This is a genomic window from Streptomyces sp. NPDC104367 (assembly GCF_055583825.1).
This window is the reverse complement of record NZ_JBVJND010000017.1, coordinates 61,802-82,945: the sequence shown is the minus strand read 5'-3', so window position 1 is coordinate 82,945 and position 21,144 is coordinate 61,802. Positions and strand designations below refer to the sequence as shown.

Here is a 21,144-nt window from a genome sequence, read left to right as displayed (position 1 = left end):
GCCTCGAAGGTTACGGCCGGGTACCGACAACGGACGGGACGGGGACGGGCGGCGGGCAGGGCCGGCTCAGCATCCCCCCGGTTCGCCCGGACGGATGTTCCAGCCCGCGATCACCGGGCGGGCGTGCTCCGTGCCGAGCCGGCTCAGTGTTCCGGTCGCGAGCTGGAAGAGGGCTCCGGCGGCGGGGGGCAGGCCGAGCCGACGGGCGGTCAGGACGCGGAGGAAGTGGCCGTGGGCCACCAGCAGGACGACCCCGTCGGGGCCGGTGAGGGCGGCCTCGGCCCTGGCCAGCACGCGGTCGGCGCGTGCGCCGACCTGTTCCGGGGTCTCGCCGGGATGCTCCGGCGGCCCGGGCGCGACCCCGTCCGTGAACAGGAACCAGTCCGGCCGGGTGCGCTGGATCTCCGCTGTGGTCACGCCCTCGTAGCCGCCGTAGTCCCACTCGCGCAGGTCGCCGTCGACCCGGGCGTCCGGCACGCCGATCAGCTCGGCGGTCTCCCGGGCCCGTCGCAGCGGGCTGACGAACGCGGCGTCGATCCGCCGCGCACGGATCAGGGGCGCCAGCCCCCGTGCCTCGGCCCGGCCGTGCCCGGTCAGCGGTACGTCGGTCCAGCCCGTGTGCCGCCCGGACCGTGACCACTCGGTCTCACCGTGCCGGACGAGAAGGAGATCACCCATGCCTCAGAGGCTATGGGCCCACCGCTCCAGTTCGGCGAAGTCACGCGCCCGCAGTCCGTGCCGGGCATCGACCGGAAGGAGCAGCGCCGGGCCGCCGTGCCGGTCCGCGACATGGCGTACGTCGCGTTCGGTGACCATGTCGTCCACCCACACGAACGGCCGCCCGGCCGCCCACTCCACCACCGTCCGCGTCTTCCAGTACAGCCCGTCCGGGTCCTTGGCGAACAGCTCCGGCCACTCGATGACGGGCAGCTCGGGCAGCCCGACGACCGGCCCGATCACCTCGTTGGCCTGGTGCATCCAGGTGGTGGCCCACACCAGTTCGTACGGCAGTGCGAGCAGCCGCGGCCCGTGCCCCGGGCACAGCCTCACCCGCAGTCCCCGGCCCGGCCGCCGGAAGCCGCGCCCGCGCGGTGGCGACCAGCCCTGCGGGCACAGCCTGCGGGTGACGTACCCGCGATGCCGCAGGAACGGGGCCCGGAAGGGGTTGAGCGGGCCGTCGACGTCGAGGAGGAGCAGCGGACGCTGGGTCATGGGAAGGGCATACCCGGTGGAGCCGGGTGTCCGGCCCGGTTCCGGGTACTACTGCCGATAACCGCTCAGGAACCGCCCGATCCGCCCGATCGCCGTCTCCAGGTCGTCCGCGTGGGGGAGGGTGAGGATGCGGAAGTGGTCGGGGGCGGGCCAGTTGAAGCCGGTCCCCTGGACGACCTGGATCTTCTCCTGGAGGAGGAGGTCCAGCACGAACTTCTCGTCGTCGTGGATCGGGTGGACCTTGGGGTCGATGCGGGCGAAGGCGTAGAGGGCGCCCTTCGGCTTGACGCAGGAGACGCCCGGGATCTCGTTGAGCTTCTCCCAGGCCACGTTGCGCTGTTCGTACAGTCGGCCGCCGGGTACGACCAGTTCGCGGATGGACTGGCGGCCGCCGAGCGCGGCCTGGATGGCGTACTGGGCGGGGGCGTTGGGGCACAGCCGCATGGAGGCCAGCATGGTCAGGCCCTCCAGGTAGTCGCGCGCGTGCTGCCTGGGTCCGGTGACGACCAGCCAGCCGGAGCGGAAGCCCGCCACCCGGTAGGTCTTCGACAGCCCGCAGAAGGTCAGCACCACCAGGTCGGGGGCGAGGGCGGCGAGCGAGTGGTGGACGGCGTCGTCGTAGAGGATCTGGTCGTAGATCTCGTCGGCGAAGACCATCAGCCCGTGCCGGCGGGCCAGGTCGAGGATGCCCTCCAGGATCTCCCTCGGGTAGACGGCGCCGGTGGGGTTGTTGGGGTTGATGACGACCACGGCCTTGGTGCGGTCCGTGATCTTCGACTCCATGTCGGCCAGGTCCGGGTACCACTCGGCCTGCTCGTCGCAGAGGTAGTGCACCGCCTTGCCGCCGGCGAGGGTGGTGACCGCCGTCCACAGCGGGAAGTCGGGGGCGGGGATCAGGATCTCGTCGCCGTCCTCGACCAGTGCCTGTACGGCCATGGAGACCAGCTCCGAGACGCCGTTGCCGAGGAAGACGTCGTCGACGTCCACCTCCAGGCCGAGCGTCTGGTAGCGCTGGGCGACGGCCCGGCGGGCGGAGAGGACGCCGCGCGAGTCCGTGTAGCCGTGCGCCTGCGGGAGCATCCGGATCATGTCCTGGAGGATCTCCTCCGGCGCTTCGAAGCCGAACAGCGCGGGGTTGCCGGTGTTCAGGCGCAGCACGCTGTGGCCCGCCTCCTCCAGCGCGTTGGCGTGCTCGATCACCGGTCCGCGGATCTCGTAACAGACCTCGCTGAGCTTGTTGGACTGCCGGAACTCCATGCGCCCCTCCGGAAACTCGTGTTGCTTGGTTTTACCAAGTAGAAGCTTGGAAAGTCCAACATCATGTCTAGACTGCGTCGCATGTCACCTAGCCGAAGCTACGACCAGTTCTGCTCCGCGGCCCGCGCCCTCGACGCCGTCGGCGACCGCTGGACGCTGCTGATCGTCCGTGAACTGCTGGCGGGGCCGCGACGCTACACGGACCTGCACGCGGACCTGCCCGGGGTCAGCACGGACGTCCTCGCCTCCCGGCTGAAGGACATGGAACGCGACGGGCTCACCGGCAGGCGCCGGCTGCCGCCGCCCGGCGCGGCCTACGTGTACGAACTCACCCCGCGCGGGCGGGAACTGCTCCCCGTGCTCCAGGCGCTGGGCGGCTGGGGACAGGCGGAACTGGGCGAGCGCAGGCCGACCGACGCGGTCCGCGCGCACTGGTTCGCGCTGCCGCTGCTGCGGGCCCTTCGGGGCGAGGGGCTCGTCGAGGTCCGGGCCGACGAGGGCGAGTTCCACCTGCACGTCGGCGCCGAGGACGGCCCGGTGTACGGCGACGGTCCCGCGCCGCGCGAGCCGGACGCCCGGCTGGTGCTCGACACACGGACCTGTACGGCGCTGGCCCGGGGCGAACTCGGCCTCGACGAGGCGGTACGCGCCGGACGGGTGACGGTGACCGGGGACGGGGCGCTGGCCAAGGGGCTGCGCGAGGCCTGAGAACGGCGACCGGGCCCGCCGTGGACGGCGGGCCCGGTCGAAGGACGGTTCCGGGTCGGGTCAGGCGCCCGGCGGCACCCGTCCGGGCCGTCCCGACCCCCGGGTCAGCGCGTACCCGCCGATGCCCGCCAGCGCGGCCAGCACACCGCCGATCCCGGTCCACACCCAGCGGTCCGTCCACCAGCCGGAGGACCATCCGTCGTCGGGCTCGATGCTGGACAGCACCGCCGACTTCACGGACGAGGAACTGTCCTCGTCCGACGCGGACTCGACCGCGATGCCCGGCACCAGCGGCTTCGCCAGCGAGCCGTCCACCGCCGCGGAGCCGCCGATGTCCTTGGAGCCCACCTCGACCTCGGCGCTCACCGGCTGGCCCAGGTCGGCCGAGCTGAGGTCCACCACCGTCAGCCGGATGTAGTACGTGCCCGGCAGCGGGTCGTTCGCCCACGGCTCCGACCAGGCCCGCACGGTCCGCAGGACACAGGCCAGCTCCACCGAGGAGGTGCCCTGCGCGGCGGTGCGGGTCTGCGCGCCGTACTGGCAGGACTGGCGGCGCCGCAGACCGTCGTACACGTCGATCTGCCACCTCTGCGCCGCGTGCGAGTCGGGCAGCTTCACCGTCGCCCTGACGTCGGGACGCTGGCCGGTGTCGGCCGGGAACGACCAGTACAGGTAGTCACCCGTGGAGCCGCTGGCCGTGGCCTGCTGACCCTGGTCGATCTCCGTCGCGGTGCGGAAGGAGGTGCCCGCCGTCGTCGGCGCGGCGCCGTCCTCCGAGGCGCTCGGAGAGGGCGAGGAGTCGGCGGCCGCCGGACCCGCCGCCAGTCCCACCGCCAGCAGGGCGGCGCTCAGCACACGTGTGATCCCCATCAGTTGGTCCTCCAGACCGCGACCCGCCAACGAGACACCCAGCCCCACACCAGACCGGCGAGGAAGCCGGTCAGCACCAGCGCGCCGAGCAGCCACCAGCCGCGCCCGAGACCGAAGGAGGCCACGTCGCTCGCCTGCGAGGGGCCGTCCACCACGTCCACCGTCAGCTCGACGGGCAGACCGGGGCTGGTCTTCACACCGGCCGCGGCCGAGAAGGAGTTGGTCACCTGGAGGCAGACCGTCTCGGCGGTGGCGGCCGTGTCGGAATCGTCGTCGCTCTCCGCCTTCGGGTACCGCAGCCCGGTCGAGACGACGTCCGTGCGGCCCGTGCCCGACGCCTCGCCGCGCACGATCTCCCGCCCGTGCACCGTCACCGCGCGCAGCAGCACACCGTAGTTGGCGTTGACCGCCCGGTCGGCGGAGACGCTCACCGAGGCGCGCAGCTCCTTGCCCGGCGCGACGTCCACCTTGTACCAGCGCTGCTGCCCGAACTCCTCGCGGTCGGTGTACAGGCCCGACTTGAGCGCGGGCGCCGACGAGCACTGGTTCGTGCCCTCGGTCGCCACCGGCGTCACCACGGGGTCCGCGGCCCGGTCGACCAACTGGCCGACCCGGTCCGTCAGTTCCTCCTTGTGCTGCACGGAGGTGTAGGTGCCGCCGGTCGCGTCCGCGATGCAGCTCAGCTGTTCACGGGTCTTGGCGTCCGGCACCAGGCCGAGGGTGTCGATGGTCAGCCCGACGCCCTTGGCGGCTATCTCGCGGGCCACCTCGCACGGGTCCAGCGGCGGGCAGGTGTCCTCGCCGTCGCTGATCAGGACGATCCGGCGGGTCCCGTCGCCGCCTTCGAGATCGTCGGCGGCCTTCAGCAGCGCCGGGCCGATCGGGGTCCACCCGGTCGGCTGGAGCGTGGCGACGGCGGTCTTCGCCTCGGTGCGGTCCAGGGTGCTGACCGGGTAGAGCTGCGCGGTGTCCTTGCAGCCCGTCTTGCGGTCGTTTCCGTGGTAGTTGGCGCCGAGCGTGCGGATGCCGAGCTGGACCTCCTCGGGGGTCGCGTCCAGCACCTCGTTGAACGCCTGCTTGGCCGCGGCCATCCGCGTCCCGCCGTCGATGTCCGCCGTCCGCATGGACCCGCTGACGTCCAGCACGAGCTCCACCTTGGGAGCGGCCTGGTCGGTCTCGTCGGCGGCCGCTACCCCGGGGAACGCGATCCCGGCCGCCATGGCGGCGAGCAGAGCGCAGACTCCTGCCGCCAGCCGTTGTGTTCTGATCATCGGCGGATCCTATTGATCCCGGGCGCCGGTCTCCAAAACGAGGTCCGGGCCCGGAAAGGAGAGTGGCCGGCAGACCAACGCGGCGCGGCGGGCGGGCCGTCGGGTCACAGACCTCCGGTGAACGGGTTCGGCAGCGCCGCCCACTGGTCCCCCGGCGTCCCGGGAGAGAGCCGCATCAGCGTCAACGCCTTTGCGGGCAGCGGGCCTTGACGAAGTGCCGTCAGGTCGGGGGTGACCGGCAGGTCCGGTACGGCCGCCTCCAGGGCCGCCGCCAGCACCGGGCCCGAACCCGCCGTGCCCGCCAGCGCGCCCGCGACCAGCGAGCCGAACAGCTTGCGGCGCAGCGTCGTTTCGTCATCGGTGACCAGCCGGCCGCCGAGGCCGGGCCGGGCGATGTTGTGCCGGGCCAGCCGGACCGGGCTCAGACGGATGTCGGCCAGGTCGCGGTAGACCAGGCGCCGGGGCGCGCCGGTCCCGGAGAGCACCACCAGCAGGTTCTGGCCGTGCGCCTCCAGGGCCACGCCCAGGTCCAGCAGGCGCAGGCCCACGGTCAGCGCGAGACGGGTGAAGTCGGCGAGCCAGGAAGGCGATCCGGGCAGCCCGGTGGTGGCCAGGGCGGCCACCGGCAGGACCCGTTCGCCCGGCGCCGCGAACACCTCGGGCGACTCCCGCAGCACCGCCGCGAGATCGGGGGAGTCGGCGGTCGCGGCACCCAGCGTGCGGGTGATGTGCAGCAGCCCGTCGGTGCGGGACGCCAGGTCCGTGGCGAACGACGACAGGGTCATCGCCGCGTCGATCGAGTACGCGGAGATGTCCCGCACGGACGAGGTCAGCCGGGCGCTCAGCGCGGTCTTGACGTGCGGTCCGCCCGGCAGCGCCAGCGTGCGCAGGGACATCAGCGGATGCGCGGTCCGCCAGGGCGAGGCGCCGGCGCCCTTGAGGACATGGGTGCTCTGCCAGGGGTGCACCGGCATCAACAGCCGCTCACCGTCACGCAGTTCCTCCGGCCACTCGCCGGTCAGCAGACACGAACCGGCCGCGACCGGCACCGTCTCCAGCCGTACCGCCGGCCGGTGCTCCGGCCCGTACGCGAGCTGCTCCGCCACCGAGAAGCCGGGCCGGGAACGGCAGTTGGGGTGGAAGGGGTGCCCGTCGACCACCCGCTGCTCCCACTCCCAGTCCCGCGCGGGCCACTCCTTCGGGGGAAACTCCCGGTTGGCCCGCGACAGCGCCAACGAGACAGCGCTGTGCCCGAGTTCGGCGGCGAAACCCGCCGAGTTCGGCCACCCCAGCTCCGTCATCAGCCGCGCCGGATCGTCGTACGCCACCCCGTCCAGACGTACCGCGGTCACCCGGTCACCGGTGGCGTACGGATCCGCCGGCGGGCCGTGCAGCGCGCGCCCGTCGGCCAGCCGCAGGGCCAGGCTGTGCGCCCCGCGCACCCGGCCCGCCACCCACGGCAGCGGCTCGTGCGCCAGCGCCCGCCACAGCCGGGTCAGCACCGCCGCCCGCGCGCCGGGAAGCTCGGCCCGGTACCGGTCGACGAGATCCGGCCGCGCCTCGGCCAGCTCCGCGGCGAGCCGGTTTTCGATGGGGGAGGGACGGTGCACGGGAGGGCTCCTCGGGGACGGGTACGACGGTCATGATGACCGTTGACGACAGACATACTGATCACGATCGGACTGTGTGGACGTCAGAGAACGAATGGAACGCGTGGACCCCATGCCCCCCTGCGACGCCGTCGGAGAGCGCGCCGACGCGTACGCTGCCGCGCCCCTGCTCAACTGCCTGCTGCGGGAGGTGGCCCAGCCGCTCCCGGACGCGGGGGAGGGCGGGAGCCGGGTCTACCGGCTGCCCGGCGGCGGGCGGCTGCTGAGGGTCCGCGGCGAGCGCAGGCCGGCCGCCCCCGAGGTGTACGTCCGCGGAGCCTGGCACCGCCTCGGCCACACCGAGCTGGTGAAACTGGTCGCCGAGGAACTGCGCAGGCACACCGGGCTGTCCAACGGCGACCTGCCGGCCGAGATGATCGACAGCCGGGACGCGGTCGCCGCGCTGCTCACGGCACGCGCCCGGGCGACGGCGCCCGACGACCCGTATCTGCGCTCGGAACAGTCCCTCATCACCGGCCATCCGTACCACCCCGCCCCCAAGGCGCGCGGCGGCGGCCCCGTCACCGCCTGGCTGCCGTACGCCCCCGAGGCGTACGCCCGCTTCCCGCTGGTGCTGCTCGGGGTGCGCGAGGACGAGGTGGTGGAGGAGGGCGACACCACCGCGCTGGACGGGCTGGCCGCCGTACCGCCCGGCTACCGGCTGCTGCCCGCGCACCCCTGGCAGCTCGACCTGGTCGGCCGCGACCTCGCCCCGGCCTTCGCGGACGGGCGGCTGGTCCGGCTCGGCGAGAGCGCGTTCACGGCCTGGCCCACGGCCGCGATCCGCACCGTCTACGAGCCGGTGCGCGACCTCTTCCTGAAGTTCAGCCTGGACGTCCGGATCACCAACGACATCCGCCGGCTCTGGGCCCACGACCTGCGCGGGCTGCGCCGCACCGACGCCGCCGCGACCGCCGCCTTCGCGGCGATGGACGGGCCCGCGGCCTGGCTCGGCGACCGCGGCTACCGCACCGCCCGCTTCGCCTTCGAGGAACTCGCCGTCCTGGTCCGGGACGGACTGCGCGGCGCGCTGTCGGCGGGGGCGACGCCGCTGCTCGCGGCCGGGCTGGTGGAGGGCTTCGACGGCAGCCCGCCGGCCGCCGCCGCGGATCCCGGGGCCTGGTGGGAGGCGTACCTGCGGGCGGTCGTCCCGCCCGCGCTGACGGCGTTCGCCGAGCACGGCGTGGTGATCGAGGCGCACCTGCAGAACACGCTGGTGGCCGTCGACGCGGACGGCACGCCGGTGCAGGCGCTGTTCCGGGACGCCGAGGGGGTCAAACTGCTGGCCGACGTGGAGCGGGCCGCCGGCTGGGAGCGGCTGGTGTACTGCCTGGTCGTCAACCACCTGACGGAGGTCGCCGCCGTGCTCGCCGAACGCCACGCCGGGTTCGACCCGTGGCCCGCGGCCCGGCGGGAGCTGGCCCGGCACCCGCTGCCGGAGGTGGCCGAGCTGCTCACGGCGCCGACCCTGCCGGGCAAGACGAACCTGCTGCTGCGCTGGACGGGCGCGGACGGCGCCGACGCCCGCTACCTCCCGCTGCCCAACCCGCTGTCGGACCGGTAGCCCGACCTTCTGTCCGACCAGTAGCGCCACCGCTGCCTCACCGCTGTCCGACCCGTAGCCCGACCCGCTGTCCGACCAGTAGCCCCACCGCTGCCTCACCGCTGTCCGCCCCGTAGTCCGTAGCCCGACCCGCGGTCCGACCCGCAGCCCCACCACTGCCCGACCCGCGGTCCTGAGCCCCGGCCGTCCGGCCGGGCCGGCGTTTGCCTCGCCGGGGCGGCTTCCCTAGGCTCCCTTGAAGATCGGGAAGCAGGGAGGCAGCGCGGTGGAGCCGCAGGACGGCGGGCCCGAGGGCACGGGGGCGGCGGAGGACGCGGCGGCCGGGGCGTCGGATGCGCCGGGGGCGTCCGGGGAGCCGTTTCCCGACTGGTTCATCGAGAGCTTCGCCGACTACTGGCAGAGCATGGGGTCCTCGCGCATCGAGGGCCGGATCGCCGCGTACCTGATGGCCAGCGACGCCGCCGAAGGAGTGTCGGCGGAGGAGCTCGCGGAGGCCGTCGGGGCCAGCCGCGGTTCGGTCTCGACGTACACCCGCAGCCTGATCGCGGCCGGGTTCGTCCGGCTGGTGCGCCGCCCCGACGACCGCGCCCACTACTACGTCATGGACGAGGACGTCTGGGCCGGCTTCCTGGACAAGGAACAGGGCTATCTGCGCAGCCAGCGGGCGCTCGCGGCCCGGGCGCTCGCCGCCGCCACCCCCGGCGGGCCCGCCCACGCCCGCATCCGCAACATGCGCGACTACCTGGGCTGGCTCCTGGACGTCCAGCAACTCCCCACGGCCTGGCGCCGGTTCAAGCAGGAGCGGGACGCCGGGGAGCTTCCGTAGCCGAGGGCTACAGCGCTCCCCGGACACGGCGGGAGCGGACCAGCAGCCACAGCAGGCAGGGGGCGCCGAGGGCCGCGGTGACGACGCCGACCGGGAAGCGGGTGTCGAACGCGAACTGGCCGATCAGGTCGGCGGCCAGGACGAGGCCCGCGCCGGTCAGCGCGGCGGGCAGCAGAGGTGTGCCGTAGCCGCCGGTCAGCCGGTGGGCCACGGGCGCGGACAGGAAGGCGACGAACGCGATGGGGCCGGTCGCGGCGGTGGCGAGGGCGGTCAGCCCGACCGCGCACAGCACCAGTCCCAGCCGGCTCGCCTCGACCCTGACGCCCAGCGACCGGGCGCTGTCGTCGCCGAGCTGGAGCGCGGTCAGCGGCCGGTCGAGCGCCAGCAGCACGGCCGACAGGGGGAGCACCCCCGCGGCGAGCGGCCCCACCCCGTCCCAGAAGGCGGCGCCCAGGCTGCCGGTGAGCCAGCGCATCGCCTCCTGCACGTCCCACGCCGGGGCGCGCAGCAGCAGGTAGGAGACCAGGCTGTTGAGCAGCGCGCCGACGCCGATGCCGACCAGTACGAGCCGGGCGCCGAGCACGCCCTGACGGTAGGTCAGCAGATAGATCACGAGCGCGACCGCGACACCGGCCGGGACCGCGATCAGGAAGACCGCCGTCCCGGAGAGGCCGAGGACGACGATCGCGAACACCGCGGCGGCGCTCGCGCCCGAGGTGATGCCGATGACGTCGGGACTGGCCAGCATGTTCCGCAGCAGCGTCTGGAAGGCGGCCCCGGCCAGCCCGAACGCGAACCCGGCGAGCAGCCCGGTGAGCGCGCGCGGCAGCCGCAGCCTGCCCACCGTGAAGGAGGCGCCGGGCACGCTGTCGCCGAGGACGACGCGCAGGGCCTCGGACGGCGAGTACACCGTGTGCCCGACGCAGAGGCTGAGCAGGAAGAGCGCGGCGAGGAGCAGCGCGAGGCCGGCGAGCACCAGCCGTCTGCGCCGGATCCGGCGCGACCGCCCCCGGCCGACCGGTACGGGCGGGGCCGCGTCCGGGGCCCCGGCGGGCTTCGCGGGTGCGCTCACAGCTCCCGTACCTTCCGTCCGCGGGCGACGGCGACGAACACCGGCGCGCCGATCGCGGCTGTCACGATGCCGACCTGCATGTCGCCGGGGCGGGCCACCAGGCGGCCCGTCACGTCGGCGAGGGTGACCAGCGCCGCGCCGGTCAGCGCGGACAGCGGCAGCAGCAGGCGGTTGTCCGGACCGGTGAGCAGGCGGACCGTGTGCGGCACGACCAGGCCGACGAAGCCGATGGGCCCCGCCGCGGCGGTCGCGGCCCCGCACAGCAGGACGGCCCCGGTGGCGGCGACCAGCCGGGTGCGGGCGATGCGCGTGCCGAGCCCGGTGGCGAGGTCGTCGCCCAGGGCCAGCGCGTTCAGCCCGCGCGCCGAGGCCAGGCTGAGCAGGAAGCCGGCGGCCAGCAGCGGCAGCACCTGGAGGATGCCCTCCGCCGAGGCGCCGCCCACCCCGCCGATCTGCCAGAACCGGAAGGTGTCCACCACCTCGAGGCGCGGCAGCAGCACCGCGCTGACCAGGGCGGACAGCGCGGCCGTCACCATCGTGCCGACCAGCGCCAGCTTGGCCGGGGTGGCTCCCTCGCGACCGCGCGAGCCGATGACGTACACCAGGGCGGCGGCGGTTCCCGCCCCGGCGACCGCGAGCCACATGTACTGCCCCGGTGTGCTGATGCCGAGGTAGGCGATGCCGCAGACGACGGCCAGCGCCGCCCCGGCGTTGACGCCGAGGATGCCGGGGTCGGCCAGCGGGTTGCGGGTCAGGCTCTGCATCACCGCGCCCGCGGTGCCGAGGGCCGCGCCGACGAGCAGCGCCAGCTCCGTGCGGGGCACGCGCTGCCGGACGGCGGCCCGGGCGAGGGTCCCGTCCTCGCCGTGGACCAGGGCGGCGAAGGCGTCGCCGGGGGCGACCGTGCGGGCGCCGAGGAGCACGGACAGGACCGCGGCCAGGGCGACCAGGAGCACGCAGGCCGGCAGCCACAGCAGCACGGGGCGGGTCCTCACGTCAGCTTGGCGGCCGCGTCGGCGAGCAGCCCGGCGTACTCGTCGGTGGTGGCGGGGATGGTGAGCGCGGTGGGCGGGGAGAGCGCGGCGGCGAGTTCGGAGCCCTGCGGGATCACCACGACGGCGCCCTCGGCGATGGCCGGGATCTTGCCGAGCAGCGGGTCCTTCTGGAGCCGGCCGAGGAGCTTGCCGTCGCCGTAGGTGACGATGATGTCGACGTCGTCGAAGGTGTCGGCCTTCTCCGCGCTGAGCGTGGCGTAGAACTCGTCGGTCTTCGCGGACAGCCGCTTCAGGCTCGCCGGTAGCTTCATGCCGAGGTCGAGGGAGAACTGGTTGCGGACGTCGTGGCTGGTGTAGTAGCCGACGGTGCTGAAGTCCTTGGGGTCGAAGTAGCCGACCATCGCGGTGCGTCCGGCGATCTCCGGGTGGCTGTCGGCGGCCTCGCCGATCGTCTTCTCCAGGCCGGTCACGAGCGCTTCGCCCTCGGCGGCCAGGCCGAGTGCCTTCGCGTCCAGCTCGATGGTGTCCCGCCAGCTCGTGCCGAACGCGGTGCCGGGGTAGGCGACGGTGGGGGCGATCTCGCTGAGGGTGGTGTAGTCGGCCTTGGAGAGGCCGGAGTACGCGGCCAGGATCACGTCGGGCCGGGTGTCGGCGATCGCCTCGAAGTCCAGCCCGTCGGACTCGTCGAACAGCTCGGGGGTGTCCGCCTTCAGCGCGGTGAGCCGGTCGGCGGTCCAGGACAGCACGCCGTCGCCGTCCTGGTCGCCGTAGGTCTGCTTCGGGATGCCGACGGGGACCACGCCGAGGGCGAGGGCGGCGTCGTGGTTGCTCCACACGACGGCGGCGACCCGCTCGGGCTTCTTCTCGATCGTGGTGGTGCCGAGGGCGTGCTCGATGGTGACCGGGAAGGAGCCGCCGGTGCCGGAGGCCTTCGCGGTGGTGGCGGCTTCGTCGCTCGCGGCGCAGCCCGTGAGGGCGAGCAGGGCGGCGGCGACGCCCACGGCGAGGGTTCTGAGGGAGGGGAGGTGTCTCACAAAGGTGAGGCTAGCCTTACTTGCCCCGAGCTTTCAAATTTTTTGAAAGATGCCGGCCGTCGCGCTGGTTACTCTTGGCGGGTGCTGAGAGAGGTCACCGCCACCCGCTACGTCGAGCCCCTGACGTCGGGCGGCTCCGTCCCCGGGGTCGTCGAGGCCGACGACCTCGGTACGTACGTCGTGAAGTTCACCGGCTCCGCGCAGGGCCGCAAGGCGCTGGTCGCCGAGGTGGTGGTGGGGGAGCTGGCCCGGGCCCTCGGGCTGCGCTTCCCCGAACTGGTCCTGGTGCACTTCGACCCGGCGATCGCCGACCACGAACCGCACCAGGAGGTGCGCGAACTGCACGCGGCCAGCGGCGGGATCAACCTCGGCATGGACCACCTGCCGGGAGCGAAGGACCTCACCCCCGAGATCGCCGAGGTCTTCCCCGTCGGCCCCCTGGAGGCCGGCCGGATCGTCTGGCTGGACGCGCTCACCGTCAACGTCGACCGGACGGTGCACAGTTCCAACCTCATGGTCTGGCCCACCTTCGGCACCGCGCCCGCCCGCCTCTGGCTCATCGACCACGGCGCCGCCCTCGTCTTCCACCACCGCTGGGACACCTCGGTGCCCGAGAAGGCGTACGACTTCCGGCACCACGCCCTCGGCCGGTACGGCCCCGACACCCGGGCCGCCGACGCCGAGCTGGCCCCGAAGGTCACCGAGGAACTGCTGCGCCGGATCCTCGCCGAGGTCCCGGACGCCTGGCTCACCGACTTCGGCACGCCCGACGAGATGCGGGACGCCTACGTCCGCTATCTGCTGGCGCGGGTGCGGGCGTCGCGGCGGTGGCTCCCCACCGACTTTCCCGGCCGCGACCAGCTCGTGGCCGAGGAGGCCGCCCGCGCGGCCAGATCGCAGCAAGGACGCCCGGACTGGCTGAAGCAGGTGCCCGACCTGCACGGCAAGCCCGCGGCCCGACAGGATGGGGCGGTGCACCTCGGATGAGTGACATCCAGCGCGTCGAGATCGAGTACTGCACCCAGTGCCGCTGGCTGCCCCGCGCGGCCTGGCTGGCGCAGGAGCTGCTGACCACCTTCGAGGCCGAGCTGACCGAACTGGCCCTGAAGCCGGGCCGGGGCGGGGTCTTCGTGGTCCGCGTCAACGACGAGGTCGTCTGGGACCGGCGGGAGCAGGGCTTCCCGGAGCCGACGGCCGTGAAGCAGGCCGTACGCGACCGAGTGGCCCCGGGCAGAGCCCTGGGCCACTCGGACAAGCCCGCCTCCTAGCCCCTGAGCTGCTGGTACGCGGGCAGCGTCAGGAAGTCCGCGTAGTCGTCGTCCAGGGAGACCTGCAACAGCAGGTCGTGGGCCTGCTGCCAGTGGCCGGCCGCGAAGGCCTCCTCGCCGATCTCCGCGCGGACGGCGGCGAGTTCGGCGGCGGCGATCTCGCGGGCCAGTTCCGGCGTGGCCTTCGCGCCGTTCTCGAACTCGACGCCCGCGTTGATCCACTGCCAGATCTGCGAGCGGGAGATCTCGGCGGTCGCCGCGTCCTCCATGAGGTTGAAGATGGCCACCGCGCCCAGGCCGCGCAGCCATGCCTCGATGTAACGGATGCCCACCTGGACGGCGTTGACCAGACCGGCGTAGGTCGGCTCGGCCTCCAGCGAGTCGACCGCGATCAGGTCGGCGGCCTCGACGCGGACGTCCTCGCGCAGCCGGTCCTTCTGGTTCGGCCGGTCGCCGAGCACCCGGTCGAAGGACTCCATGGCGATCGGCACCAGGTCGGGGTGGGCGACCCAGGAGCCGTCGAAGCCGTCGTTCGCCTCGCGGTCCTTGTCGGCCCGGACCTTCTCGAACGCGACCCTGTTGACCTCGGGGTCCCGGCGGGACGGGATGAAGGCCGCCATGCCGCCGATCGCGTGCGCCCCGCGCCTGTGGCAGGTGCGGACGAGGAGTTCGGTGTAGGCCCGCATGAACGGGGCGGTCATCGTCACGGCGTTGCGGTCCGGCAGTACGAACCGGGGCCCGCCGTCACGGAAGTTCTTGACGATGGAGAACAGGTAGTCCCAGCGCCCGGCGTTCAACCCGGAGGCGTGGTCGCGGAGTTCGTAGAGGATCTCCTCCATCTCGTACGCGGCCGTGATCGTCTCGATCAGCACGGTGGCCCGCACGGTGCCCTGCGGGACGCCGACGTGGTCCTGCGCGAACACGAACACGTCGTTCCACAGCCGGGCTTCGAGGTGCGACTCGGTCTTCGGCAGGTAGAAGTACGGCCCCTTGCCGAGGTCGAGCAGCCGCTGCGCGTTGTGGAAGAAGTAGAGCCCGAAGTCGACGAGGGCGCCGGGGACCTGCTCGCCGTCGACGACCATGTGCCGCTCGTCCAGATGCCACCCGCGGGGCCGCATGACGACCGTTGCCAGCTCCTCGGCCGGGCGCAGGGCGTACGACTTCCCCGAAGCGGCGTCCGTGAAGTCGATGGTCCGGGTGTAGGCGTCGATCAGGTTCAGCTGGCCCAGGACCACGTTCTCCCAGGTCGGCGCGGAGGCGTCCTCGAAGTCCGCGAGCCACACCCGGGCGCCCGAGTTGAGCGCGTTGATGGTCATCTTGCGGTCGGTGGGGCCGGTGATCTCGACCCGGCGGTCGTTCAGGGCCGCGGGGCAGGGGGCCACCCTCCAGGAGTCGTCGGCGCGGATCGCGGCGGTCTCCGGGAGGAAGTCCAGGGTCGAGGTGCGGGCGATCTCGGCACGGCGCTCGGCGCGGCGGGCGAGGAGTTCGGCGCGGCGCGGCGTGAACCGCCGGTGCAGCTCGGCCACGAAGGCGAGCGCCGCGTCGGTGAGGACCTCCTCCTGCCGGGGCAGGGGCTCGGCGTCGACGATGGCCAGCGGAGACGGCGCTGGTGCGGACATGAGCTGTCACTTCCTTCGGCGGTGGCACCGGGTGCCAGTCGTTCCGGGTAGAGCGGAGCACGCCCGGTCAACGGCCGGGAGCTTCTGAACAGTGGATACTAGTTTCCTCATCGTGGAAGTTCAATGGATTGTTGATGTCGAGATTCTCCGGGTCGAGCCAGGATGGCGCTCAGTGCCATCCCGCTCACTCAAGGTGGCCCAGATCGGCTTCGGTGTCGATGTCGTACGGCTCGGCCACGTCCCCGCACTCGACGAGCGTGATCGCGTCCGCGTGGGCCCCGAGGTAGCCGCGGGCGCCCTGGTCCCCGACCGCGCCGGCGGCGATCCCCGCCCAGTGCCGGGCGCCGAACAGCACCGGATGCCCGCGCACACCGCCGTAGGCGGCCGACACCAGCGAGTCCTCGTCCCGGTATCCGCCCAGCACCCGCGCCACGGCCGCGCCCCCGATCCCCGGCTGGTCCACCAGCGAGACGACCGCGGCCCGCACCCCCGCCCCCGCCAGCGAATCGAGGCCCACCCGCAGCGAGGACCCCATGCCCGTGGCCCAGGCCGGGTTCTCGACGACCACGCAGCCGTCCAGCCGGGCCCGCTCGCGCACCTCGCCGGCGCCGGCCCCCAGCACCACGTGGACCGGCCCGCAGCCGCCCGCGCGCAGTACCGAGACCGCGTACTCCACCAGGGGCCGCCCCCGGTGCGTCAGCAGCGCCTTGGGCCGCCCGCCGAGCCGTCTGCCGCCGCCGGCCGCGAGCAGCAGCCCGGCGATCGGGTCCTGTGTGTCCGTCATGCGTCCTGCATACCCGACACCGGGGCGGGCGGCCGGTTCCGCAGGGCTGAATTTCGGTCCGCGCTGTAGCGCTTTCCGTACGGAAGGGCGTTTACTGACCCGCGTCCCCAGGCGCCCGACCAACGCCGCGGGACACCTGGCGAGGGGGGAGAGCTGTGTTGCGGAGCTTGGGACAGAGGCCAGTGACCGGCAGTAACGATGATCCGAGAGTCACCGAACTACGCACGGCGGTCTCCCGGCTGCGCCGTGAACTGGCCGCCCATCCGGCCGAGTTCCCGGACCGCGCGATAGCGGAGGACGAACTGGCGGCCCTGGCCGCCATGGCCACCGGCGGCATGCCGGAAATCCCCCGCCTGCGCCGCTCGTTGCTGCTGATCGCGGGGGCGATCGGCTCGGTGAGCGCGCTGTCCCGCGGACTCTCGGACGTGCGCGAGGCGGTGGACCTGTTCGGGGAGCCGAGGCGGTGAGGCACCGCCGGGCCCGCGCGTCCGCGGGGTTCAGACGCCTGAGCTCGCCAGTGCCTCGGACAGTTCGACGGCCACCTGCCGGAGCACCGGCACGATCTTCTCGGTGGCCGCCTCGGTGACCCGTCCCGCCGGTCCGGAGATCGAGATGGCCGCGGCGGTGGGCGAGTCGGGCACGGACACGGCGAGGCAGCGCACCCCGACCTCCTGCTCGTTGTCGTCCACCGCGTACCCCAGCTGCCGTACCTCCGCCAGGGCGCTCAGGAAGCCGTCCGGCGTCGTGATCGTCCGCTCCGTCGCCGCGGGCATCCCCGTCCGCCCCAGCAGGGCCCGTACCTCGGCGTCGGGCACGTTCGCCAGCAGGGCCTTGCCCACGCCGGTGGAGTGCGGCAGGACCCGGCGGCCCACCTCGGTGAACATCCTCATCGAGTGCTTCGACGGCACCTGGGCCACGTACACGATCTCGTCGCCGTCGAGCAGCGCCATGTTCGCCGTCTCCCCGGTCTCCTCGACCAGCCGCGCCAGATACGGCCGCGCCCAGGTGCCCAGCAGCCGGGACGCCGACTCGCCGAGCCGGATCAGCCGCGGCCCGAGCGCGTACCGCCGGTTGGGCTGCTGGCGTACGTAACCGCAGGCCACGAGCGTGCGCATCAGCCGGTGGATCGTCGGCAGCGGCAGCCCGCTGCTCGCGGACAGCTCGCTGAGCCCGACCTCGCCGCCCGCGTCCGCCATCCGCTCCAGCAGATCGAAGGCGCGCTCTAGGGACTGGACCCCGCCGCCGGACCTGGCGGAGTCGGGGGTGCTGGCGCTGGACGTCGGCACGGCGCGTTCCTTTCGGGGCGGGCGGAAGGGCAGAAGCCTACCCGGCGGTCGGTTGACTCCCCGCTTGTGCGTAGCTACGTTCTGCTTGCCGGAAGTCTAATTCCGCTTTGTGGAAACGTCCAGAGTGGGCGCCCGTGGTGCCCCGGGAATCAGTGTGCCCTTGACGGCGTGCGGGCGGGAGTGAAGACTCCTTCAACAGAACGTTGAATTCCGTTACATGGGTGTAAATCCCGTTTCCCGGAAGTAAAACGGCGGCAGAGAGAGGGGTCCGGGTGTCCGACGCTGAACTGGTGCTGCGCTCGACGCGCGTCATCACCCCGGAGGGGACACGGGCCGCCTCGGTCACCGTGTCCGCCGGGACGATCACGGCCGTACTGCCCCACGACGCTCCCGTCCCGGAGGGCGCCGCGCTGGAGGACCTCGGCGACGACGTCCTGCTGCCCGGCCTGGTCGACACCCACGTGCACGTGAACGACCCGGGCCGCACCGAGTGGGAGGGCTTCTGGACGGCCACCCGCGCGGCGGCGGCCGGCGGCATCACGGCCCTCGTCGACATGCCGCTCAACTCCCTCCCGCCGACCACCACCGTCGACAACCTCCGGGTCAAGCGCGAGGTCGCCGCCGACAAGGCGCACGTCGACGTCGGCTTCTGGGGCGGCGCGCTGCCCGACAACGTCAAGGACCTGCGCCCGCTGCACGAGGCCGGCGTCTTCGGCTTCAAGGCGTTCCTGTCGCCCTCCGGCGTGGACGAGTTCCCGCATCTCGACCAGGAGCGGCTGGCCCGGTCCCTGGCGGAGATCTCCGCCTTCGGCGGCCTGCTGATCGTGCACGCCGAGGACCCGCACCACCTGGACGCCGCCCCGCAGCACGGCGGCCCGAAGTACGCCGACTTCCTCGCCTCCCGCCCCCGCGACGCCGAGGACACCGCGATCGCCCAGCTGATCGCCCAGGCGAAACGCCTCCACGCGCGCGTGCACATCCTGCACCTGTCCTCCTCCGACGCGCTGCCCCTGATCGCCGAGGCCAGGCGGGACGGCGTCCGGCTCACCGTCGAGACCTGCCCGCACTACCTCACCCTCACCGCCGAGGAAGTCCCGGACGGCGCCAGCGAGTTCAAGTGCTGCCCGCCGATCCGTGAGGCGGCCAACCAGGACCTGCTCTGGCAGGCGCTGGCCGACGGCACCGTCGACTGCGTGGTCACCGACCACTCGCCCTCCACGGCCGACCTCAAGACCCCGGACTTCGCGACCGCGTGGGGCGGCATCTCCGGCCTCCAGCTGAGCCTCCCCGCCGTGTGGACGGAAGCCCGCAGACGCGGTCACGGCCTCGACGACGTGGTCCGCTGGATGTCCGCGCGCACGGCCGCGCTCGTCGGCCTCGACGACCGCAAGGGCGCCATCGCACCGGGCCGGGACGCCGACTTCGCCGTCCTCGCGCCCGACGAGACCTTCACCGTCGACCCGGCCGGCCTCCAGCACCGCAACCGGGTCACCGCCTACGCCGGGCGGACCCTGCACGGCGTCGTGCGGTCCACCTGGCTGCGCGGCGAACGCGTCTTCGCGGACGGCGTGTTCACGCCTCCGCGCGGCCGGCTCCTGACCCGCCCCTGAACCCCGCTTCCCCTCCGCACCCGCAGCGGCCGACACCGAAAGGAAGACCTTTGACGGCGATCCCGACCTTCACCGGCGACGCGCACCCCTACCCCGGCGGCGACCCGTACGCGGACTACCGCACCGCCGACTTCCCCTTCACCCGGTACGCCGACCTCGCCGGCCGGCAGCTCGGCGCCGGAGTCATCGCCGCCAACGACGAGTTCTTCGCCCAGCGGGAGAACCTGCTGGTGCCCGGACGGGCCGAGTTCGACCCCGAGCACTTCGGGCACAAGGGCAAGGTCATGGACGGGTGGGAGACGCGCCGCCGCCGCGGCGCCTCGGCCGGGCACCCGTGGCCGACGGCCGAGGACCACGACTGGGCGCTGGTCCGCCTCGGCGCGCCCGGGGTGGTCCGCGGGATCGTCGTCGACACGGCCCACTTCCGCGGCAACCACCCGCAGGCCGTGTCCGTCGAGGGCACGTCCGTACCCGGCTCGCCCTCCCCGCAGGACCTGCTGGCCGACGACGTCAAGTGGACGACGCTCGTCCCGCGCACGCCGGTCGGCGGCCACGCGGCCAACGGCTTCGCCGTCTCCGTCGAACAGCGCTTCACCCACCTCCGCGTCAACCAGCACCCCGACGGCGGCATCGCCCGCCTGCGCGTGTACGGCGAGGTTGTCCCGGACCCGCAGTGGCTGGCGGCGCTGGGCACCTTCGACGTGGCCGCCCTGGAGAACGGCGGCCGGGTCGAGGACGCGTCGGACCTCTTCTACTCGCCGGCCACCAACACCATCCAGCCGGGCCGTTCCCGCAAGATGGACGACGGCTGGGAGACGCGCCGCCGCCGCGACCGGGGCAACGACTGGATCCGCTACCGCCTGACCGCCCAGTCCCAGATCCGCGCCGTCGAGATCGACACGGCGTACCTGAAGGGCAACAGCGCGGGCTGGGCGTCGGTGTCGGTGCAGGACGGCGAGGACGGCGAGTGGCGCGAGATCCTGCCGCGCACCCGCCTCCAGCCGGACACGAACCACCGCTTCGTGCTGCCCGCCCCCGCGGTCGGCACGCACGCGCGCGTGGACATCTTCCCCGACGGCGGCATCTCCCGGCTCCGCCTGCACGGCTCCCCGACGGAGGCGGGGGCGGCGGCCCTGACGACGAGGCACCGCGAACTCTCCTGACCCCCGCCGCCCGTCCGTCCGCCCGCCTGGGTGGGCGGACGGTGGAACCCGCGGGCCGCCCGCTACGTTGTTCTCCCGTGACCCTTCAGCAAGAGATCGTCGGCAACGCCATGCAGATGGCGGTCGTCAACCTGCACCCCGGCCAGACCGTGTACTGCGAAGCCGGCAAGTTCCTGTTCAAGACGACGAACGTGACCATGGAGACCCGGCTCGGCGGACCGTCGGGCAACGGCGGCCGGCAGCAGGGCGGCGCGGGCGGCGGCATGGGCGGCATGCTGCGCCAGGCCATGGGCACCGCCATGCAGGTCGGCCAGCGCATGCTCGCGGGCGAGTCGCTGGCGTTCCAGTACTTCACCTCCCAGGGCGGCCAGGGCACCGTCGGCTTCGCGGGCGTCCTGCCCGGCGAGATGCGCGCCCTGGAACTGACCGGCACGCGCGCGTGGTTCGCGGAGAAGGACGCGTTCGTCGCCGCCGAGTCCACCGTCGAGTTCGGCATCGCCTTCCAGGGCGGCCGCACCGGCATGAGCGGCGGCGAGGGCTTCATCCTGGAGAAGTTCACCGGCCACGGCACGGTGATCATCGCCGGCGCGGGCAACTTCATCGACCTCAACCCCGCCGACTTCGGCGGCCGTATCGAGGTCGACACGGGCTGTGTCGTCGCCTTCGAGGAGGGTATCGAGTACGGCGTCCAGCGCGTCGGCGGCCTCAACCGCCAGGGCGTCATGAACGCCGTCTTCGGCGGCGAGGGGCTCTCCCTGGCCACCCTGGAGGGCAACGGCCGGGTGATCCTCCAGTCGCTCACCATCGAGAGCCTCGCCAACGCCCTGAAGAAGGCCCAGGGCGGCGACAAGCAGGGCCCGACCGGCGGACTGTTCTCCACGCACACGGGGTGACGCGCGAGGTGCCGGGGCGGCCACCGATGAGTTGCGGGCGGCCGCGGGGTCTGAGCTGATGAC

The 21,144-nt window shown here is 73.2% G+C and carries 21 protein-coding genes; 9 read left to right on the top strand and 12 right to left on the bottom strand.

Annotated features, from left to right (window positions below):
• Positions 1-66: 66 nt before the first annotated feature.
• From ACZ619_RS25220 to ACZ619_RS25210, 3 genes are read right to left on the bottom strand one after another with little or no spacing between them, the layout of a single operon-like run.
• On the bottom strand, positions 67-678 hold the full coding sequence (locus tag ACZ619_RS25220) for a histidine phosphatase family protein (RefSeq protein ID WP_469603025.1): 612 nt from the start codon (positions 676-678) through the stop codon (positions 67-69).
• A gap of 3 nt (positions 679-681) precedes the next feature.
• The gene (locus ACZ619_RS25215) at positions 682-1,212 is read right to left on the bottom strand and encodes an HAD domain-containing protein (protein ID WP_469603023.1); all 531 of its coding nucleotides are present in this window, start codon (positions 1,210-1,212) and stop codon (positions 682-684) included.
• A gap of 48 nt (positions 1,213-1,260) precedes the next feature.
• Positions 1,261-2,469: a pyridoxal phosphate-dependent aminotransferase gene (locus ACZ619_RS25210; RefSeq protein WP_469603021.1), complete on the bottom strand. Its 1,209-nt coding sequence runs from the start codon at positions 2,467-2,469 to the stop codon at positions 1,261-1,263.
• A gap of 81 nt (positions 2,470-2,550) precedes the next feature.
• Here ACZ619_RS25210 and ACZ619_RS25205 point away from each other — a divergent pair, with 81 nt between their 5' ends.
• Positions 2,551-3,177, top strand: coding sequence for a winged helix-turn-helix transcriptional regulator (locus tag ACZ619_RS25205; protein ID WP_469603020.1), 627 nt, complete (start codon positions 2,551-2,553; stop codon positions 3,175-3,177).
• Between the two features lie 60 nt (positions 3,178-3,237).
• On the opposite strand, the gene ACZ619_RS25200 is transcribed toward ACZ619_RS25205, so the two are convergent.
• The 3 genes from ACZ619_RS25200 to ACZ619_RS25190 form a co-directional block, all read right to left on the bottom strand.
• Positions 3,238-4,047: a hypothetical protein gene (locus tag ACZ619_RS25200; protein WP_469603018.1), complete on the bottom strand. Its 810-nt coding sequence runs from the start codon at positions 4,045-4,047 to the stop codon at positions 3,238-3,240.
• Positions 4,047-5,318: a VWA domain-containing protein gene (locus tag ACZ619_RS25195; protein WP_469603015.1), complete on the bottom strand. Its 1,272-nt coding sequence runs from the start codon at positions 5,316-5,318 to the stop codon at positions 4,047-4,049. The genes ACZ619_RS25200 and ACZ619_RS25195 overlap by 1 nt, the downstream gene beginning before the upstream one ends.
• A 104-nt stretch (positions 5,319-5,422) precedes the next feature.
• A complete protein-coding gene (locus ACZ619_RS25190) occupies positions 5,423-6,928 on the bottom strand; it encodes an IucA/IucC family protein (RefSeq protein ID WP_469603013.1) in 1,506 nt (501 codons plus the stop codon).
• Positions 6,929-7,022: 94 nt separating this feature from the next.
• On the opposite strand from ACZ619_RS25190, the gene ACZ619_RS25185 reads away from it, so the two are divergent.
• Positions 7,023-8,531 (top strand): IucA/IucC family protein, encoded by a 1,509-nt coding sequence (locus tag ACZ619_RS25185; protein WP_469603010.1) that lies wholly within the window; start codon positions 7,023-7,025, stop codon positions 8,529-8,531.
• Positions 8,532-8,796: 265 nt separating this feature from the next.
• Positions 8,797-9,357 (top strand): GbsR/MarR family transcriptional regulator, encoded by a 561-nt coding sequence (locus ACZ619_RS25180; protein ID WP_469603007.1) that lies wholly within the window; start codon positions 8,797-8,799, stop codon positions 9,355-9,357.
• A 7-nt stretch (positions 9,358-9,364) separates the two neighbouring features.
• Here the strand turns inward: ACZ619_RS25180 and ACZ619_RS25175 are convergent, their stop codons facing one another.
• From ACZ619_RS25175 to ACZ619_RS25165, 3 genes are read right to left on the bottom strand one after another with little or no spacing between them, the layout of a single operon-like run.
• Positions 9,365-10,429 (bottom strand): FecCD family ABC transporter permease, encoded by a 1,065-nt coding sequence (locus ACZ619_RS25175; protein WP_469603005.1) that lies wholly within the window; start codon positions 10,427-10,429, stop codon positions 9,365-9,367.
• Positions 10,426-11,424: a FecCD family ABC transporter permease gene (locus ACZ619_RS25170; RefSeq protein ID WP_469603002.1), complete on the bottom strand. Its 999-nt coding sequence runs from the start codon at positions 11,422-11,424 to the stop codon at positions 10,426-10,428. The genes ACZ619_RS25175 and ACZ619_RS25170 overlap by 4 nt, the downstream gene beginning before the upstream one ends.
• Complete coding sequence (locus ACZ619_RS25165; protein WP_469602999.1) at positions 11,421-12,458, bottom strand: iron-siderophore ABC transporter substrate-binding protein; 1,038 nt, start codon at positions 12,456-12,458, stop codon at positions 11,421-11,423. The genes ACZ619_RS25170 and ACZ619_RS25165 overlap by 4 nt, the downstream gene beginning before the upstream one ends.
• Positions 12,459-12,539: 81 nt before the next feature.
• On the opposite strand from ACZ619_RS25165, the gene ACZ619_RS25160 reads away from it, so the two are divergent.
• Positions 12,540-13,445, top strand: a complete 906-nt coding sequence (locus tag ACZ619_RS25160; protein ID WP_469602996.1) for a HipA family kinase — start codon at positions 12,540-12,542, stop codon at positions 13,443-13,445.
• Positions 13,442-13,726 carry an Rdx family protein gene (locus ACZ619_RS25155; RefSeq protein ID WP_469602994.1) on the top strand — a complete coding sequence of 95 codons (285 nt, stop codon included), beginning with the start codon at positions 13,442-13,444 and terminating at the stop codon, positions 13,724-13,726. Before ACZ619_RS25160 ends, ACZ619_RS25155 begins: the two co-directional genes overlap by 4 nt.
• Here ACZ619_RS25155 and aceB read toward each other — a convergent pair.
• Together aceB and ACZ619_RS25145 are read right to left on the bottom strand one after the other, a co-directional pair.
• Positions 13,723-15,345 (bottom strand): malate synthase A, encoded by a 1,623-nt coding sequence (gene aceB / locus ACZ619_RS25150; protein WP_469602991.1) that lies wholly within the window; start codon positions 15,343-15,345, stop codon positions 13,723-13,725. The two genes, ACZ619_RS25155 and aceB, sit on opposite strands and share 4 nt — an antisense overlap.
• 184 nt (positions 15,346-15,529) lie before the next feature.
• Positions 15,530-16,129 carry a nucleotidyltransferase family protein gene (locus tag ACZ619_RS25145; protein ID WP_469602988.1) on the bottom strand — a complete coding sequence of 200 codons (600 nt, stop codon included), beginning with the start codon at positions 16,127-16,129 and terminating at the stop codon, positions 15,530-15,532.
• 182 nt (positions 16,130-16,311) lie between these two features.
• Between ACZ619_RS25145 and ACZ619_RS25140 the strand changes: the two genes are divergently transcribed.
• Positions 16,312-16,596: a DUF5955 family protein gene (locus tag ACZ619_RS25140; RefSeq protein ID WP_469602985.1), complete on the top strand. Its 285-nt coding sequence runs from the start codon at positions 16,312-16,314 to the stop codon at positions 16,594-16,596.
• 30 nt (positions 16,597-16,626) lie between these two features.
• Here the strand turns inward: ACZ619_RS25140 and ACZ619_RS25135 are convergent, their stop codons facing one another.
• Positions 16,627-17,415, bottom strand: a complete 789-nt coding sequence (locus ACZ619_RS25135; protein ID WP_469602982.1) for an IclR family transcriptional regulator — start codon at positions 17,413-17,415, stop codon at positions 16,627-16,629.
• A gap of 272 nt (positions 17,416-17,687) precedes the next feature.
• Here ACZ619_RS25135 and allB point away from each other — a divergent pair, with 272 nt between their 5' ends.
• From allB to ACZ619_RS25120, 3 genes are all read left to right on the top strand, one after another.
• Entirely contained in the window at positions 17,688-19,025 is a 1,338-nt protein-coding gene (allB, locus tag ACZ619_RS25130; RefSeq protein ID WP_469602980.1) for an allantoinase AllB, read from the top strand.
• A gap of 50 nt (positions 19,026-19,075) precedes the next feature.
• Positions 19,076-20,188, top strand: coding sequence for an allantoicase (gene alc, locus ACZ619_RS25125; protein WP_469602978.1), 1,113 nt, complete (start codon positions 19,076-19,078; stop codon positions 20,186-20,188).
• A gap of 77 nt (positions 20,189-20,265) precedes the next feature.
• Positions 20,266-21,081 (top strand): AIM24 family protein, encoded by an 816-nt coding sequence (locus ACZ619_RS25120; protein ID WP_469602976.1) that lies wholly within the window; start codon positions 20,266-20,268, stop codon positions 21,079-21,081.
• Positions 21,082-21,144: the final 63 nt, after the last annotated feature.

Coding starts and splice junctions, on each gene's coding strand:
- ACZ619_RS25155 (WP_469602994.1), top strand. CDS start 13,442: ATGAGTGACATCCAGCGCGTCGAGATCGAGTACTGCACCCAGTGCCGC.
- ACZ619_RS25215 (WP_469603023.1), bottom strand. CDS start 1,212: ATGACCCAGCGTCCGCTGCTCCTCCTCGACGTCGACGGCCCGCTCAAC.
- ACZ619_RS25210 (WP_469603021.1), bottom strand. CDS start 2,469: ATGGAGTTCCGGCAGTCCAACAAGCTCAGCGAGGTCTGTTACGAGATC.
- ACZ619_RS25200 (WP_469603018.1), bottom strand. CDS start 4,047: ATGGGGATCACACGTGTGCTGAGCGCCGCCCTGCTGGCGGTGGGACTG.
- ACZ619_RS25195 (WP_469603015.1), bottom strand. CDS start 5,318: ATGATCAGAACACAACGGCTGGCGGCAGGAGTCTGCGCTCTGCTCGCC.
- ACZ619_RS25185 (WP_469603010.1), top strand. CDS start 7,023: ATGGAACGCGTGGACCCCATGCCCCCCTGCGACGCCGTCGGAGAGCGC.
- ACZ619_RS25145 (WP_469602988.1), bottom strand. CDS start 16,129: ATGACGGACACACAGGACCCGATCGCCGGGCTGCTGCTCGCGGCCGGC.
- aceB (WP_469602991.1), bottom strand. CDS start 15,345: ATGTCCGCACCAGCGCCGTCTCCGCTGGCCATCGTCGACGCCGAGCCC.
- ACZ619_RS25220 (WP_469603025.1), bottom strand. CDS start 678: ATGGGTGATCTCCTTCTCGTCCGGCACGGTGAGACCGAGTGGTCACGG.
- ACZ619_RS25205 (WP_469603020.1), top strand. CDS start 2,551: ATGTCACCTAGCCGAAGCTACGACCAGTTCTGCTCCGCGGCCCGCGCC.